Annotated in this window: 11 protein-coding genes; 5 read left to right on the top strand and 6 right to left on the bottom strand. The window is 67.3% G+C overall.

The features are described 5' to 3' along the window. Positions 1-23: 23 nt before the first annotated feature. The gene (locus FJV41_RS05025; protein ID WP_141641255.1) at positions 24-2,252 is read right to left on the bottom strand and encodes an MltF family protein; all 2,229 of its coding nucleotides are present in this window, start codon (positions 2,250-2,252) and stop codon (positions 24-26) included. Between the two features lie 188 nt (positions 2,253-2,440). On the opposite strand from FJV41_RS05025, the gene FJV41_RS05020 reads away from it, so the two are divergent. Next, the gene (locus tag FJV41_RS05020) at positions 2,441-3,034 is read left to right on the top strand and encodes an HD domain-containing protein (RefSeq protein WP_141641254.1); all 594 of its coding nucleotides are present in this window, start codon (positions 2,441-2,443) and stop codon (positions 3,032-3,034) included. 16 nt (positions 3,035-3,050) lie between these two features. Here the strand turns inward: FJV41_RS05020 and FJV41_RS05015 are convergent, their stop codons facing one another. Further along, on the bottom strand, positions 3,051-3,899 hold the full coding sequence (locus FJV41_RS05015) for an MBL fold metallo-hydrolase (RefSeq protein WP_141641298.1): 849 nt from the start codon (positions 3,897-3,899) through the stop codon (positions 3,051-3,053). Between the two features lie 49 nt (positions 3,900-3,948). On the opposite strand from FJV41_RS05015, the gene FJV41_RS05010 reads away from it, so the two are divergent. Next, positions 3,949-4,806, top strand: a complete 858-nt coding sequence (locus FJV41_RS05010) for a hypothetical protein (RefSeq protein WP_220137831.1) — start codon at positions 3,949-3,951, stop codon at positions 4,804-4,806. Between the two features lie 47 nt (positions 4,807-4,853). Continuing rightward, entirely contained in the window at positions 4,854-5,711 is an 858-nt protein-coding gene (locus tag FJV41_RS05005; RefSeq protein WP_246137002.1) for a DUF3396 domain-containing protein, read from the top strand. 12 nt (positions 5,712-5,723) lie between these two features. Here FJV41_RS05005 and FJV41_RS05000 read toward each other — a convergent pair whose 3' ends face one another. Next, complete coding sequence (locus FJV41_RS05000) at positions 5,724-6,365, bottom strand: glutathione S-transferase N-terminal domain-containing protein (RefSeq protein WP_141641251.1); 642 nt, start codon at positions 6,363-6,365, stop codon at positions 5,724-5,726. 88 nt (positions 6,366-6,453) lie between these two features. Continuing rightward, on the bottom strand, positions 6,454-7,068 hold the full coding sequence (gene def, locus FJV41_RS04995) for a peptide deformylase (RefSeq protein ID WP_141641250.1): 615 nt from the start codon (positions 7,066-7,068) through the stop codon (positions 6,454-6,456). An 870-nt stretch (positions 7,069-7,938) separates the two neighbouring features. Here def and FJV41_RS04990 point away from each other — a divergent pair. Continuing rightward, positions 7,939-8,883, top strand: a complete 945-nt coding sequence (locus tag FJV41_RS04990) for an energy transducer TonB (RefSeq protein ID WP_246137001.1) — start codon at positions 7,939-7,941, stop codon at positions 8,881-8,883. A gap of 53 nt (positions 8,884-8,936) precedes the next feature. Beyond that, positions 8,937-9,437: a hypothetical protein gene (locus FJV41_RS04985; protein ID WP_141641249.1), complete on the top strand. Its 501-nt coding sequence runs from the start codon at positions 8,937-8,939 to the stop codon at positions 9,435-9,437. 19 nt (positions 9,438-9,456) lie between these two features. Here the strand turns inward: FJV41_RS04985 and FJV41_RS04980 are convergent, their stop codons facing one another. Both FJV41_RS04980 and carB read right to left on the bottom strand, forming a co-directional pair. Further along, positions 9,457-10,614: a fatty acid desaturase family protein gene (locus FJV41_RS04980; RefSeq protein WP_141641248.1), complete on the bottom strand. Its 1,158-nt coding sequence runs from the start codon at positions 10,612-10,614 to the stop codon at positions 9,457-9,459. Positions 10,615-10,825: 211 nt separating this feature from the next. After that, complete coding sequence (gene carB, locus FJV41_RS04975; protein ID WP_141641247.1) at positions 10,826-14,080, bottom strand: carbamoyl-phosphate synthase large subunit; 3,255 nt, start codon at positions 14,078-14,080, stop codon at positions 10,826-10,828. Between the last annotated feature and the right edge of the window lie 250 nt (positions 14,081-14,330).

Here is a 14,330-nt window from a genome sequence, read left to right as displayed (position 1 = left end):
AACCCCGAGCCGCGCTTGGGGCGTCAGTGCTGCACGACGGCGATGTAGTTGCCGTAGCGCGTCTGGATTTCGGAGACGTACTTCACCGGCTCGGAGCCTCGGCAGTAGCCGTGTCGCGCGCGGCGATAGTGCTGGGGCTTCTCCAGCAGGAGCATGGCCTTCTCCACGTTGCCGAACCAGCGGTTGGGGTCCCAGCCCTGCTCCTGCGCCAGCCGCCGCGCGTCCAGCACATGGCCCAGTCCCGCGTTGTAGGAGGCCAGCGCGAAGCGCAGCCGCTGCTTGAAGGGAATCTCCGGAGCGATGCGGCCGATGAGCTGGTGCATGTACTTCACGCCCGCGTGGATGCCCTGCTCCGGGTCCTCGAGCTTCCGGAAGCCCAGCTCCTTGCCCGTGCCGGGCATCACCTGGAAGAGACCCTGCGCGCCCACCCAGCTTCGCGCCCGAGGGTCGAAGCGGCTCTCCTGGAACATCTGCGCCACCATCAATCGCCAGTCCAGGCCGTAGCGCTGCGAGTAGGATTGCACCAGCACGTCATAGGGAGAGATGGCACCGGTGAGGACCGCCTCTTCCGTCGTCGCGGGCGCCTCGCTCCGGTGGCCCTCGAAGTAGCGGCGCCGGGCCAGGTTGTACTCGGTGCCCCGGTAGGTCTTCTGCACGAAGCCATCCAGGAAGGCGCGCAGCTTCACGTTCTGCGGACGCACGGCGAAGGCGATGCCGTGGTGCCCCTCCGTGCCGGCGCGAGGCCCCTGCCCCGGTAGCGTCACTCCAGCCTCCACGTCATCGCGGTACACGCGCTCGGCGGCGAGGATGTGGCTGTCCGTCACGGTGAAGGGAATCTCTCCGCGCGCCACCTGGTCGATGAGGGTCTCGGCGTCCTGGTCCTCGGGTGCCTCGACGACCGTGAAGCCGTGCTGGGTCGACGCGTCCTTGAGCGTGGCGAAGTGACTGGATGAGCGCCGGACGTGGACAGCCTGGCCCTTCAGGGCCGCCAGGGATTCGAGCTTCGGCGCCCCCGCGCGCTGCACGATGACTTCGTCCACGAAGAGGTAGGGGCGGCTGAAGGCCACCTCGCGCTGACGCTCCGGCGTCACGGTGAGCGCGGCGGCGACCACGTCTCCTCGGCCCTCCTTCAACCAGGTGAGGAGTTCTTCATACGAAGGAGGCACCACGACCTCCAACCGCACCTTGAGCGCGGCGGCAGCGAGCTTCGCCATCTCGTAGTCGAAGCCCGCCTGGTCGCCTCGGTGGAGGAAGTACGTGACGGGGCTGTTGCGAGTGAGGACCCGCAGCACGCCGCGCTTGCGAATGGCGTCGAGGTCCCCCGTGAAGCGCTGCTCCCTGTGGTCGGTGAGCGCGCGCTCCACGAGGAAGGCATCCAGGGCACCGCGCAGCGCGGGGTTCTCCGGCCGCACGGCCCAGGCGAGGGCGCGCTTCTCCGCGATGGGAAAGAGGCCCTCCACGTCCGGGTTGTACGTCTCGATGGCGGCGAGCAGGTGGCTGTCCACGACGGTGAGCGGGACTTCTCCCCGCGAGACCTTCCAGGCCAGTTCCTCGGAGTCGGTGCTCTCGGGCACTGGCTCGATGGTGAGCCCCGAGGCCTTCTCCTTCGCGAGAGCGGCGAGCGACGCGGCGAAGGTGGAGCTGGCGCGAACGTGCACGGCGCGGCCCGCGAGTTCCTCTGGCTTGCGAGGCAGTCCGGCGGCACCCCGCTTGCCAACGACGACTTCGTTCACCAGGGCCAGGGGACGGGTGAACGCGAGGTCCTTGGAGCGCTCGGGGGTGACGGTCAGGTCCGCGGCGATGACATCTCCGCGCCCCTCTCGCAGCGAGGGGATGAGCTGATCGAAGCGCTCCATTGCGAGGAACTCGACGGACATGCCGTGCTTCTCGGCGAAGCGCTCCAGCAGCGCGCGGTCCTGCGACCGGGGCGTGCCCTGACGCGGCAGGAAGTCCTCGTCGGTGCCTTCCACGAGGACACGCAGCACACCGCGCTTGCGCAGCGCGGGGAGGTCTCCGGTAAAGGGAGGTTCGGGCGGCTTCGCGGGCTCGGCGGCGACCTGCGCCACCTCGGCGGGGAGCGGCAGGGCCTGCTCGGGGAACGGAGGGTCCTCCGGCTCCACGGCGGCGACAGGCGGGGGCGGTGCTGGCGGCGGAGCGGGCGGCTCCTGCTTGCAGGCGGTGACACTCACGAACAGCGCGGCCACAAGCAGCCACTGCGACGCGCCTCGGCACTGACGAGAAGAAGACTCCATGGGTGCTTCCCCCTCCTCCGGACCGTGTCCAACGTCGCGGACCCGACCCTCGTCCCCCGTCTAGCCGAGGTCGTGGGGTGAAATCACGCAGGCCCCTGAAATGCGCACCGGGAGGGCCATGCGAGGCCACTCAGCCTCACCTGGAGTACGGGAGTGCGCGGGCCCGTGGGTGTAGCGTGGAGGGACGCATGAAGACGAAGAGCTCGCCACCCATCGCCCTGCTCGGAGGGCGCAAGACGCTCCCGATCATCGAGACGTACTTCGAGCTGAATCACCTGAAGCAGCTCTTCCGTCAGGGATGGTTGCGTGTGGGGATTGCGCCGGAGCGATGCGAGAGCGTGGCCGAGCACTCGCTGTTCGTCGCGCTGCTCTCGCTGTTCATCGTGGACAGTCACTTCCCGGAAGCGGACGCGGGGCGGGCGATGCGCATTGCCCTGTTGCATGACCTCGGCGAGGCGTATGTCGGCGACCTCACGCCCCATGACGGAGTGGGACGCGAGGACAAGCACGCGATGGAGCGCCGGGCGATGGAGCAGCTCGTGGGCAAGCTACCGCGGGGCGCGGAGTACCTGGCGCTGTGGGACGAGTACGAGCAGGGCAGCTCGTTCGAGGGACGGCTGGTGCGGCAGGTGGACCGGCTGGAGATGGGCCTCCAGGCGTGCGTCTACGAGTACCAGGGAGCAGGAGACCTGTCGGAGTTCTTCGCGTCGGTGGAGAAGGCGCTGGAGGCGCCGGAGCTGCGTGCGGTGCTCGCGGAGCTGGAAGCACTGAGGCCCGACTGAGTTTGTAACGCGAGGCTCAACCGAACCAACGACCGGACTCTGGGGCGAAGACACGCACGCGCTCGGCGAGCGTGGGCGGGAGGCGCTCGCGAATCAGGGCGTGCACTTCCTGTGGGCCGAGTGACTGGCTGAAGTGCATGAGGACGATGGCTTCGTTGTGGAAGCGATCGGCCTGGGCGATGAGTTCGTCGAGGTGGAGGTGGGCGCGGTCTCTCGCGTCCTGCACGGGGCGCTTCGGGTCGACGAAGGTGGCTTCGAGGATGAGGACGCGCGAGTCGAACAGGGACGGCTCGGTCTCCAGCACGCGGGCGAGCGTGTCGGTGGCGTAGGCCAGCTCCAGGTGGTCCACCTCGGTGAGGAGGTTCTCGCCGGCCCTGCGACGCTGGGCGATTTCCTGCGGTGGCAGGCCGAGGAACTCGGGGCGCAGCTTGGAGACGCGGCGGATGAACTGGTAGCCGAGCGAAGGGACGGGGTGGTGCGTGCGGAAGGCGCGGACGTGAAGCCCCTGCCCGAGCGGCTGGACGTCACCGGGGAGCATGGGGACGGTCCGCACATCCATGGACGTGTGATGGAGGCGGGTGAGCACGCCGAGGGCCTCACGGATGGGGGCCTCGATTTCGGCGGGGAGGAAGACTTGAGGTTCGCCCTTCCCTAGCAGCCGACGGATGCCCATCAGAGAGCCGAGCCCGCTGGCGTGGTCCGGGTGGGCATGACTGAGGAAGATGCGGTCGGTGCCCGCGAAGGAGCGGATGGGGATGCCCGCGTCGAGCACCACGTCCAACTCGGGGACCTGGAGGGAGGTGTAGACGCCGCCGACAGAGATGCCTCGGACGGTATAGGGGCCTGCCTGGACCTCGGTGAGCATCGCCATGTTTATGGCGTGACTGCCCCCTGGTCGCAACCCACGTTGGGGCGTGGGTGTCATCCGCGTCATGATGGGTGAGGAAGGAGGATCACGGATGGAGCGATCCCGACGACGGCGAAGGATGTGGGCCTGGGCGCTGCCGCTCGCGGCCTGCGCGGGCACGCCTGAGCGCACGTCGACAGGGCGCTACGAGTTCGACTCGGCATCCAACAGTTGCCGACAGCGGCCGGAGCTGTGCGCGCGCATCGCTGGTGAGGAAACGGTCGTCCCTCCTGTCCGGCCGATTCAGGCCATGGCCTCCGCCACCCGGACCGCCGCCGCCGCGATTCGCGTGCTCGACTCCGCCACTCAGGCGCTCATCGAGGAGCGCCTCAAGGAGTGCGCGGACCAGGCTCGCTCTTCCGTGCTTCTCGAACACCGGGGAGGTCGGGCCCCCACTCGCAACGAGTGCAATGAGTCGCGCATCGACGAAGCATCCAACCGCCGCATGACCCTGGCCATGCAGCTCGGGTGCCTCATGCATCGCGTGGCACTCGATTGTAGTGAAGCGGCGCTGGAGAAAATCATCCCAGGAGGCTTCAGCCGCGAGCAGCGCTACCGTTACGACAGATCACGCAGGGCTCTCGCGATGGTCAGCGAGGAAGAAGCTCGCGGTCTCCTCAAATCGGGCTGCGGCAATGAGCTGAAGGGAACACTGGTTCCCGATCTCGTCATCCACAACGGAGATCCACTCAGCGCCCATGCCATCTACGACTTCAAGTTTCCCTGCATCGCAACGAACGTGACACCGTGGAGCGAGTACCCCGTAGGCCACGAATACGAAGAATTGACTCAGAAGGCGATTTATGAGGAAGCCTTGGGTGCCCCTGCCGCACGAGTCCTTCCTCGCTGGGGAATTCTGCCATGAGTGATCATTACCCGCGGATTCGCCTCACATATGGCGAGCTCCTTCTGGTGCGCGAAGGGTTGAGCCTCGTTTTCTTCATGGACCACCCTCATCAGGAGATTGCTCAAGCGGTCGTCGCGGCAATGGAGGCGTATCTGCAGGCGGTCGGCCCCAACGCCATCGGGAGATATGCCAGCGAGGATGGCGAATGGATTGACCTGACAGAACAGGAGTGGTCATTCGTCCGCGCGAAGCTGCTCGAACGAAAAGCGCCGCTGCTCCTGCTGCACGATTCTGAAGACGGACGCTATCAATACCGGTTCGAGTACTTCGGCAAACCGCACGACGCCACGCTAGGCCCTGAAAAACGCCACCCTGTCTGCGCGATGCGCTGCTGGCTTCCGACCGAATACCTGGAGCAGCACGGTCCCGCCGAAGTGCGAGAACTGGCGCTCAAGCTCGCGAACCTCCTGCCGTTCTGCTCGGGGCATGTGGGCCTCGCCTTCAATGGTGAACTCGATGTCGCCGGGATGGTGGCCGAGGTCCGCAAGGGGTGCTTTCGCTACCCAGGGCTCGACCTGCTTCCCCTAGAGCACGTCTCCTGGGAGCTCGGCACCCGCGTGCGAGGACCTTCCTGGCTCACCTTCCTCGGCCAGCCGGCACTCGCGGGCCTTGGTGGCGTGTCGGCACTCCGTGAGCAACTCCGCGCGCCAGGCACCACCGTCGACGCCCTTCCCGGAGACAGCGCCATCATCACCCTGGGCTCCTGGCCCGAGGCCGGTGACACCCTGCACGACAACACCCTGCCCGCATACCGCGAGCTGGCACGCGTCCTGGAGCCCTGGCTCTTTCACGAGAAACATCCCTACAGCCTCGGACTCCCCGCGGACGAGTTGCTTCGATGGGAGCGTCGCTTCCTCGATTGAGGCACGCCGAACTCACGTGTCGAAACGAAAGGTCGTCTCCTGGCTGGAGGCTCGCGTCTCGAACCGCTGACAGAACGCGTTGAGTTCTTCGTAGGAGGCCGTCGGCAAGACCTCCCGAAACTCCAGGTGCTTCACGAGGCAGAAGAGCGTGACCTCCAGAAAGCTCAGGTCCCGATCCGGTGGAAGCGCGGCGAGCACCGGCGTCGTGTTCTCCTCCAGCCACGACATCATGCTGACCAGCCCCGTTCGCATCTTCGACTGATGGGCACTCTCTCCCGTGCCCCCCAGCTTGGACATGATCAACGTCACTTCCGTCGACATGGCCTGAAGGACAAGCTCCTGCGCATTCGCAAGCACCGGCGCCTCCAGGTCCTCGGGCCAGACCACGCGAGGCGTGAGGCTCGACATCCGACGAAGCTCCCGGCAGACGTTGAGCGCCCCGAACCAGACACCTCGGGACGTTTGCATGACCGGAATCCGCAGTGCGGGGTTGCCCCCATAGTCCTCCGGATTCGAGGACAGGAGGTCTCGCAGGACACGGAAGGAGTAGTCGACACGCAGCTCCGCGGCGAACATCCGCGCGATGCGTGTGAAGTGAGAACTCGAGCGACCGATAATGACAGGCGTGGTGACGTCTTCGCGCGCGACAGGCATCCGTGTTCCTCCGAGCCAACGAGCAACCTGCTGCCAGCGACAACCCCACACCCAGGCCGAGGGCCTCACCCACCCCAATGAAAGCCGTTCAGGTCGACGACTTCTCGCGCCCCGGTGCCAGCCCGAGTGCAGCCCGCACGTCGGCGGTGGTGCGCCCCGCCCAGTAGCGCCGGTGGTTCTCCGCCGTCGCGAAGCTGCGCGTCTCCATCCGGTCCACGTAGAGCGTGCCATCCAGATGGTCCAGCTCGTGCTGGAGGATGCGCGCGTACCACCCCGTCGCCCGAATCGTCACCGGCCTGCCCTGCTCGTCCAGCGCATCCACCCGCACGCCTCGCGCCCGAGCCACGAGCGCCGCGAAGCCCGCGACACTCAGGCAGCCCTCATGAAACTCGGCGGGCGTCGCATCTTCCACCGTCAACCTTGGATTGATGAGCACGTGGAATGGCACCGGCGTCCGCTCCCGGTCCGACAGGTCCGAGGGCGACACACCGGCCTGGTACTCGGCCCGGTCCTCGACAACCACCAGCCTCAGGCCCACACCGACCTGCGGCGCAGCCAGTCCTACTCCTGGCGCATCTCGCATCGTGTCGCGCATCAACACGATGAGCCGCTGAATCTCGGGACTGCCAATCTCCTCCGGCGTCAGGTCTCGCGCCTTCTGCCGAAGCACGGGTTCTCCTGCCTGGACGATCTTGAGCACCATGACGCAAGCGTAGCAGGGCCCCTCACGACGACCTCAATCGAAAGCGCGACCTGTCGGCCATCAACCCGCCACGATTCCCGCACGCCCTAACAACCACGCGTCACGCCAGGAAGCGTTCTGCAACACACGACTCCAGTCCGCGGGAACGCGTGGGCACGCAATCCCGAAGCCTCTCTTCCGTAGGGCTCGCGACCCGGGAATTGAAGCCGGGTAGACTTTCGAGGACAGAGGGCCGGCTCTGGAAGCCCCCACGGCGGCAACCCGTGGACCTTGCCAGGGAATGTGGGAGTCGCGATGCAGCGGTTTCGGCGCTTCGGGTGGGCCGCCCTGGTCTCACTCGTCATCCACGCGGCCCTGCTCGCCCTGCTTTGGGACGAGACGCCGCCTGTGCGTCCCACACCGGCTCCCTCGCGCCCGCCTCCCGTGTTCGTGGAGGTCATCACCGCACCGCGAGCCGAGCCTCCCGCACCCGCGAACCAACCCCCATCGACGACGCCACAGCGGCCCTCCCTTCCCTCCATCAAGCCTCCGCCCGCCGAGCCCCCTCCTCCTGCTCGAGAGAACGCTGAAGCCTCAGCCCAGCCCCCGGAAGCGGCATCGAACAGCGTCGTCTCGCGGCCCGGCACACCGCCCGATGCCGTGACCGAGGGGCAAGTGCAGGCGCCCGAGGCCGTATCTCCGGACGAGTTGTCCCACCCGACTGCTGCACGTGGCTCCCCGACGACAGCCCCATCCGAGGGCTCCCTCGATGCGCGACCCGAGGCACTCTCTCTCGCGATGGGCCCCACGGAGGCCAGTGCCGCTCCGCACAACACCCCGCCTCCTGTCGCCGCGCGCGAGGAGCCCGAATTTCGGCACGCGGATACCCCCATGGGTTTGCTCGCCGGAGAGACCGCTCCTCGCGGTCCACGTCGTCCGGCGGACCACCTCTTTCCCCTGCCCTCCCCTCTCACGCCCGGAGGCGACTCCAGGCCCTCGGGCATCCCCATTCAGAGCGGGCGCACCCTTCGCCCCGGAGACGCAGGCCCGTCGCGCGAAGCCCTCGCCGCCGAGGAACGCGGACGTGTCAGTGGCCGAGTACAAGGCGTCATCGACGACCAACAGGCCACCCTGCGCGTGGCGAACGGGTTGATCGACCCGTACTTCAGTCGACTGCGCAAGGCGCTCGAGAAGGGCCTCGAGGACGCTCCGGTGTTCCCGGGCACGAGCCTGCTCCATCAGGCCAAGACCTCCTGGGCCTCGCAATCGAAGAACTACGGAGCCACGGGCAACCCGGGCGGCCCCACCCCCAACGCTCCTACCGGGTCAGAGCAACTCCAGGCCCTCCAGAACCGATTGGGCGACTCCTCCGGCGACTATTCGATGGAGGGCCTGCGCGGTCGCGTCCAGGCGGGCGACGAGATGCAGAAGCTCGCGGGCGGTGGAGGGGCGAAGCTCATCGTCACCCTTGAGTTGCATCAGGACTCGGATGGCACCTTGCGTGACGCGAAGCTCGTGACGCTGAGCGGCAATCCGGCCTACGACGCCTTCGTGCTGAATGGCGTGCCCTTCTCGCTCGCGAAGCTCGGTGCTCCTCCCGATGGGGCGCGAGGCGTGAAGGCCACTGGCATCCACACGCTCTGGTCCGTCGAGGGGCGCGTCGTCTACTTCCGCAAGCTCAAGGAGCTCAAGGGACAGGACAGCCTCTACGTCGCCTCAGCCGTGGCCGCGGGCCTCCTGGCGGGCCGCTTCGAGGAGACCACGGGCGAAATCGAGGTCATCGACTTCCGCAACCCGCGCTTCGTCTGTCAGCCCAGGCTCCTGCGAGTCTACTGACCCAGCGGCCCCCCATTGGCTCGACTCGGGCGGGGGGACTAGGCTGTGCGGCCATGGCTCGCCGCAAGAAGGCCGATGAAATAGCCGATCGCGTCCGCAACCTGCTTGCAATGGACGCCGCCGGCATCATGCGCCGGCTGGAAGCTCGGCGTGACGAGATGTTCGCCCTCTTCTCGCGCCTGCGCAGTCGAGAGCCGCTGCTCGACACCATCGCCTCGCGCTACGCCGACGGCGCGTTCGAGCAGCTCATCCACCTTCCTGAGCAGGAACAGGCCGTCATCGACCGGTACTACAGCAACCTGGACGAGCTGCGCTGGTACTTCACGTACACCGAGGACATGCCCGGCACCGCGCAGGTGAACTTCATCAAACTGCACAAGCGGCTGGAGGAGGCGTACCGGGTGTTGGTGGTGACGCTCGGCCCCCCTGCCTCCGCGGATGGCGCACGAGTCGTCGACGTCGAGGTCCTCAGCCGCGAGGACAAAGAGAGCGTGCCGGAGAAGACCCTGGTCCGGCGCACGCTCCCCAGGCAGCGCCGCGCATCACCGGGCTGACACGCGGCGGGCACGGCACTCAGGCCACGTGGGCCTGGAGCACTTCCTCGGCGTCAACGGGCGCTTCCGAGCGCTCACGAGGCGCGAGCTTCCGCATGGAGGCCTTGCCCACCACCACGTCGATCATCTTCCGCACGCGCGTCCAGACACTCTCCTGCACGTAGGGGATGCCGTACTTCTCGCAGAGGGCACGGACCTTCGGCTGCGCCTCGCGGTACTTGAGCATCGGCAGGTCGGGCCAGATGTGGTGTTCAATCTGGTAGTTGAGCCACAGGTGCGCGAAGTCGTTCAGGTCTCCGCCCGTCCGGTAGTTCGCGCTGCCGATGACCTGCTGGACGTAGCGCTCGCCCTTGTTCGCGGGCTTGTCGTCGAAGCGGTACAGGTCCTCGCCGGTGTGGTTGGGACCGACCACCAGGAAGGTGTGGACGCTGGTGAGCACGTCCGCCATCAACGAGTTGCAGAACGCGCTGAACGCGGCCCACGGGCCGATGACGAGGAACAGCGCGGGGAAGAGTACGAACTGGACGGCGGCATACGGCAGGTAGCACTGGAGCAGGAGTTCCTTCCACTCGGCGCCCGTGAGGGCCCCACCGTCACGGCGGCCCTTGCGGCGCAGGGCGCTCAGCGTCTCGGGGGCGTAGTACGAGGCGCGCCAGGTGAGCGCCAGCAGCGTGAGCTGGATGTAGCGCAGCGCTAGCAGCCGGGACGGGTTGCGCAGCGTGCCTTCGGCGTTGCGCTCCAGGAGGTCCGGGTCCGCGTCTTCACCGGTGTGCGAGTGGTGCAGGACGTTGTGCTCGAAGACCCAGGCCTCGGGCAGCATCCAGTCGAGCCAGTCGAGGTAGCGCCGGCCGCCCTTGGCGAAGCCCTTGCCAGTGCGTGACGCGGGAAGGCCCGGGACGCGGTCATAGCCCCTGTGCCCCACGTGGTGCATGAGGAGCCAGCGTGTCGAGCGGCCCAGGCTGAGCGCGGCGGCGCTGAACGGATTGGGGGCCAGCCAGCAGGTGGCGATGCCCAGCAGCGTGCCCACGCGGCCCCAGCGCTCGATTTTACGAAGGTGCTTCGCGTCCGCTTCCCCCAGGTTCGCGTCGAGCTCCTGCCGCAACGCCTTCAGCTCTCGGTGGAAACCCTCCACGTCCACGGACGCGGGATTGAAGGCGGGGGGCAAGGACGACGACATGCGGCGGGCTCCTCGGACGAGGCGTCAGACGGGGGACGGAGCAACGCGTCAACGGTAGCCGCGCCCGGGAGCCACGGGAAGTGGTTCCGCTCAGTCCCCCTGTCGCGTGCCTTTAAAACCCGCTTGGGAGAGCCGATGCGCGGAGGCATCCACGCAAACGGCCCCGCTCCCACGGGGGAACGGGGCCGTTCGGAACATCCCGAAGCGCGTCCTACCGTCGAGTCTTGCCCGGCACCGTGCTGGTGATGCCCAGGTACTCCTGCAGCGGCTTCACATCCAGGTCCGTGCGCTTGAGCGCCTCCAGCGCGCCCACTGCCATGCGCGCCGCCTGCACCGTCGTGTAGTACGGCACCGAGTGCATCAATGCCTCACGGCGGATGGAGAAGCTGTCGGAGATCTCCTGCTTGCCGAAGGTCGTGTTGATGACCAACACAATCTCCCCGTCGACAATCTTGTCGACGATGTTCGGCCGGCCCTCCTTCACCTTCTGCACCACCTGCGCGTCGATTCCCTTCGTCGCCAGGTACTTGTGCGTCCCCGCCGTCACGATGAGCGAGAAGCCCATGGACCGCAGCCGCCGCGCCAGGTCCACCACCGCCGGCTTGTCGTCATCCTTGACCGAGATGAACACCTTGCCGCTCTTGGGCAGCTTCACCCCCGCCGCCAACTGGCTCTTGGCGAAGGCCGTCGCGTAGTCCTGCGCCAGCCCCATCACCTCGCCCGTGGACTTCATCTCCGGCCCGAGAATCACGTCCACGCCCGCGAAGCGCGCGAAGGGGAACACGCTCTCCTTCACCGCCACGTGCCGCATCTCCGGCTCCTGCGTCGCGTTGAGCTCCTTCAGCGTCTTGCCCACCATGCACAGCGCGGCGATCTTCGCCATCGCCACACCCGTGGCCTTCGAGATGAACGGCACCGTGCGGCTCGCACGCGGGTTCACTTCCAGGATGTAGATGGTCTTCCCCTGGATGGCGAACTGCACGTTCATCAGGCCCACCACGCCCAACTCCCGCGCGAGCGCGATGGCCTGGTCCTTCATCCGCTCCACCAGGTCCGGCGGCAGCGAGTGCGGCGGCAGCGTCGCCGCCGCGTCACCCGAGTGCACACCCGCCTCCTGGATGTGCTCCAGCACTCCGCCAATCATCACCGCACCCGTCCGGTCCGCAACCAGGTCCAGGTCCACCTCAATCGCGTCCTTCAGGAAGCGATCAATCAGCACCGGATGCTCGGGCGACGCACTCACCGCCTCGCGCATGTACCGCTCCAGGCTGGACGCGTCGTACACCGTCTCCATCGCGCGCCCACCCAGCACGTACGAGGGACGCACCATCACCGGGTAGCCGATGCGCTCGGCCACCTTGAACGCCTCCGCGTGGCTGCGCGCCACCCCGTTCTCCGGCTGCGTCAGCCCCAGCTTCTCGATGAGCGTGCTGAAGCGCTCGCGGTCCTCCGCCCGGTCGATGGCGTCCGGCGACGTGCCGAGAATCGGCAGGCCCGCCTTCTCCAGCGGCACGGAGATGCGCAGCGGCGTCTGGCCGCCGAACTGGACGATGGCGCCCACCGGCTTCTCGCGCTGCGAGACCTCCAGCACGTCTTCAATCGTCAGCGGCTCGAAGTAGAGCCGGTCCGACGTGTCGTAGTCCGTGGACACCGTCTCCGGGTTGCAGTTGACCATCACCGTCTCGTACCCGGCCTCGCGCAGCGCGAAGGCCGCGTGCACGCACGCGTAGTCGAACTCGATGCCCTGACCGATGCGGATGGGCCCGCTGCCCAGGATGAGCACCTTCTGGCGGTCCGTCGGCGGCGCCTCGTCCTCTTCCTCGTAGGTCGAGTACAGGTACGGCGTGAAGGCCTCGAACTCCGCGGCGCACGTGTCCACCCGCTTGAACACGGGACGGATGTTGCGCGCGTGCCGGTGCGCCCGCACCTCCTCCTCCGGGTAGCCGAGCAGCTTGCCCAGGTACTTGTCGGAGAAGCCGTGCGCCTTCGCCTGCCGGAGCACCTCGTCCGGGAGCTGATCCAACCGGCCGTACTCCTGGATGGACTGGCCCTCGCGAACCAGCATCTCGATGTAGCGCAGGAACCACGGGTCGATGTTGGACAGCGCGTTCACGTCCTCCACCGTCAGGCCCTCACGGAACGCCTGGGCCACGAACCAGGGCCGCTCCGGGCGCGGAATCCGCAGCGCCTCGCGCAGCACCTTCTCGCGCTCCTCCTTCTCCACGGGCAGCTCGGGCGGCTCCAGCCCCACGCGCCCCAGCTCCATGGAGCGCAGCGCCTTCATGTACGCCTCGGGGAAGGTCCGGCCAATGGCCATCACCTCGCCCACCGAGCGCATGCTCGTGGTCAGCGTCCGGTCCGCGTGCGGGAACTTCTCGAAGTTGAAGCGCGGAATCTTCACCACCACGTAGTCCAGCGTCGGCTCGAACGAGGCCGGCGTGTCACGGGTGATGTCGTTGCGCAGCTCGTCCAGCGTGTAGCCCAGCGCCAGCTTCGCGGCGATCTTCGCGATGGGATACCCCGTCGCCTTCGACGCCAGCGCGCTGGAGCGCGACACGCGCGGGTTCATCTCGATGACCACCATGCGGCCATCTTTCGGATGGATGCCGAACTGGATGTTCGAGCCACCCGTCTCGACGCCAATCTCCCGGATGATGGCCAGCGACGCCTGCCGCATCCGCTGGTACTCGCGGTCCGTCAGCGTCTGCGCGGGCGCCACGGTGATGGAGTCACCCGTGTGCACGCCCATCGGGTCCAGGTTCTCAATCGAGCAGACGATGATGACGTTGTCCGCCGTATCGCGGACCACCTCCAGCTCGTACTCCTTCCAGCCGAGCACGCTCTCCTCCACGAGGATGGTGGAGTTGGGGCTCGCCTTCAGGCCCGAGCGGCAGATGCTCTCGAACTCCTCGCGGTTGTAGGCGATGCCACCGCCGGTGCCGCCGAGCGTGAACGAGGGACGGATGATGGCCGGGAAGCCAATCTCCTCCACCAGCGCCATCGCCTCCGTCAGCGTCGTCGCGTAGCCGCTCTTCGGCAGCGCCACGCCGATCTTCTGCATGGCCGCCTTGAAGAGCTTCCGGTCCTCCGCCTTGTTGATGGCCTCCAGCGAGGCACCAATCAGGCGCACCCCGTACTTCTCCAGAATGCCCTGCTCGGCCAGGGCCTTGGCCAGGTTGAGCGCCGTCTGACCTCCCATCGTCGGCAGCAGCGAGTCCGGCCGCTCGGCGGCGAGGATGCGCTCCGCCACTTCCACGGTGATGGGCTCGATGTAGGTGCGAAAGGCGAATTCTGGGTCGGTCATCACCGTGGCGGGGTTGCTGTTGAGCAGCACCACCTCCACGCCTTCATCCCGGAGAGCCTTGATGGCTTGAGTACCGGAGTAGTCGAACTCGACGGCCTGGCCGATGACAATCGGGCCCGAGCCAATCACCAGAACCTTGCGGATATCGGTACGCTTAGGCATCGGGGCGCCCCAATACCAACGTCTGACTCCGCATGCACGGATGTTATGTGGCACGTGACGTCCGTCCGCCCGGACGCCCGGTTTCCACAGCCGACTCCCAGACGCCCGGTGCCCAGGCTCTGCTACGCTCCGCCCGTCCTCGGAGGTCGCATGCGTCGCTGGTCCCTGGCCCTCATCCTCTCCCTCTCCGCGCCCGCGCTCGCCCAGGCGCCGGAGACTCCCGAGCCCGCCGCCGCGCCGCCCGCCCAGG

This window comes from Myxococcus llanfairpwllgwyngyllgogerychwyrndrobwllllantysiliogogogochensis, from assembly GCF_006636215.1.
Classification (GTDB): domain Bacteria; phylum Myxococcota; class Myxococcia; order Myxococcales; family Myxococcaceae; genus Myxococcus; species Myxococcus llanfairpwllgwyngyllgogerychwyrndrobwllllantysiliogogogochensis.
The sequence above is the reverse complement of the archived record's forward strand: the minus strand, read 5'-3'. Positions and strand labels throughout refer to the sequence as shown.

What these genes read in the sequence shown, in the direction of transcription:
- FJV41_RS05000 (WP_141641251.1), bottom strand. Translation starts at nt 6,365, where the DNA reads ATGCCTGTCGCGCGCGAAGACGTCACCACGCCTGTCATTATCGGTCGC.
- FJV41_RS05025 (WP_141641255.1), bottom strand. Translation starts at nt 2,252, where the DNA reads ATGGAGTCTTCTTCTCGTCAGTGCCGAGGCGCGTCGCAGTGGCTGCTT.
- FJV41_RS04990 (WP_246137001.1), top strand. Translation starts at nt 7,939, where the DNA reads ATGGGTTTGCTCGCCGGAGAGACCGCTCCTCGCGGTCCACGTCGTCCG.
- FJV41_RS05015 (WP_141641298.1), bottom strand. Translation starts at nt 3,899, where the DNA reads ATGCTCACCGAGGTCCAGGCAGGCCCCTATACCGTCCGAGGCATCTCT.
- FJV41_RS04985 (WP_141641249.1), top strand. Translation starts at nt 8,937, where the DNA reads ATGGCTCGCCGCAAGAAGGCCGATGAAATAGCCGATCGCGTCCGCAAC.
- FJV41_RS05020 (WP_141641254.1), top strand. Translation starts at nt 2,441, where the DNA reads ATGAAGACGAAGAGCTCGCCACCCATCGCCCTGCTCGGAGGGCGCAAG.
- def (WP_141641250.1), bottom strand. Translation starts at nt 7,068, where the DNA reads ATGGTGCTCAAGATCGTCCAGGCAGGAGAACCCGTGCTTCGGCAGAAG.
- carB (WP_141641247.1), bottom strand. Translation starts at nt 14,080, where the DNA reads ATGCCTAAGCGTACCGATATCCGCAAGGTTCTGGTGATTGGCTCGGGC.
- FJV41_RS04980 (WP_141641248.1), bottom strand. Translation starts at nt 10,614, where the DNA reads ATGTCGTCGTCCTTGCCCCCCGCCTTCAATCCCGCGTCCGTGGACGTG.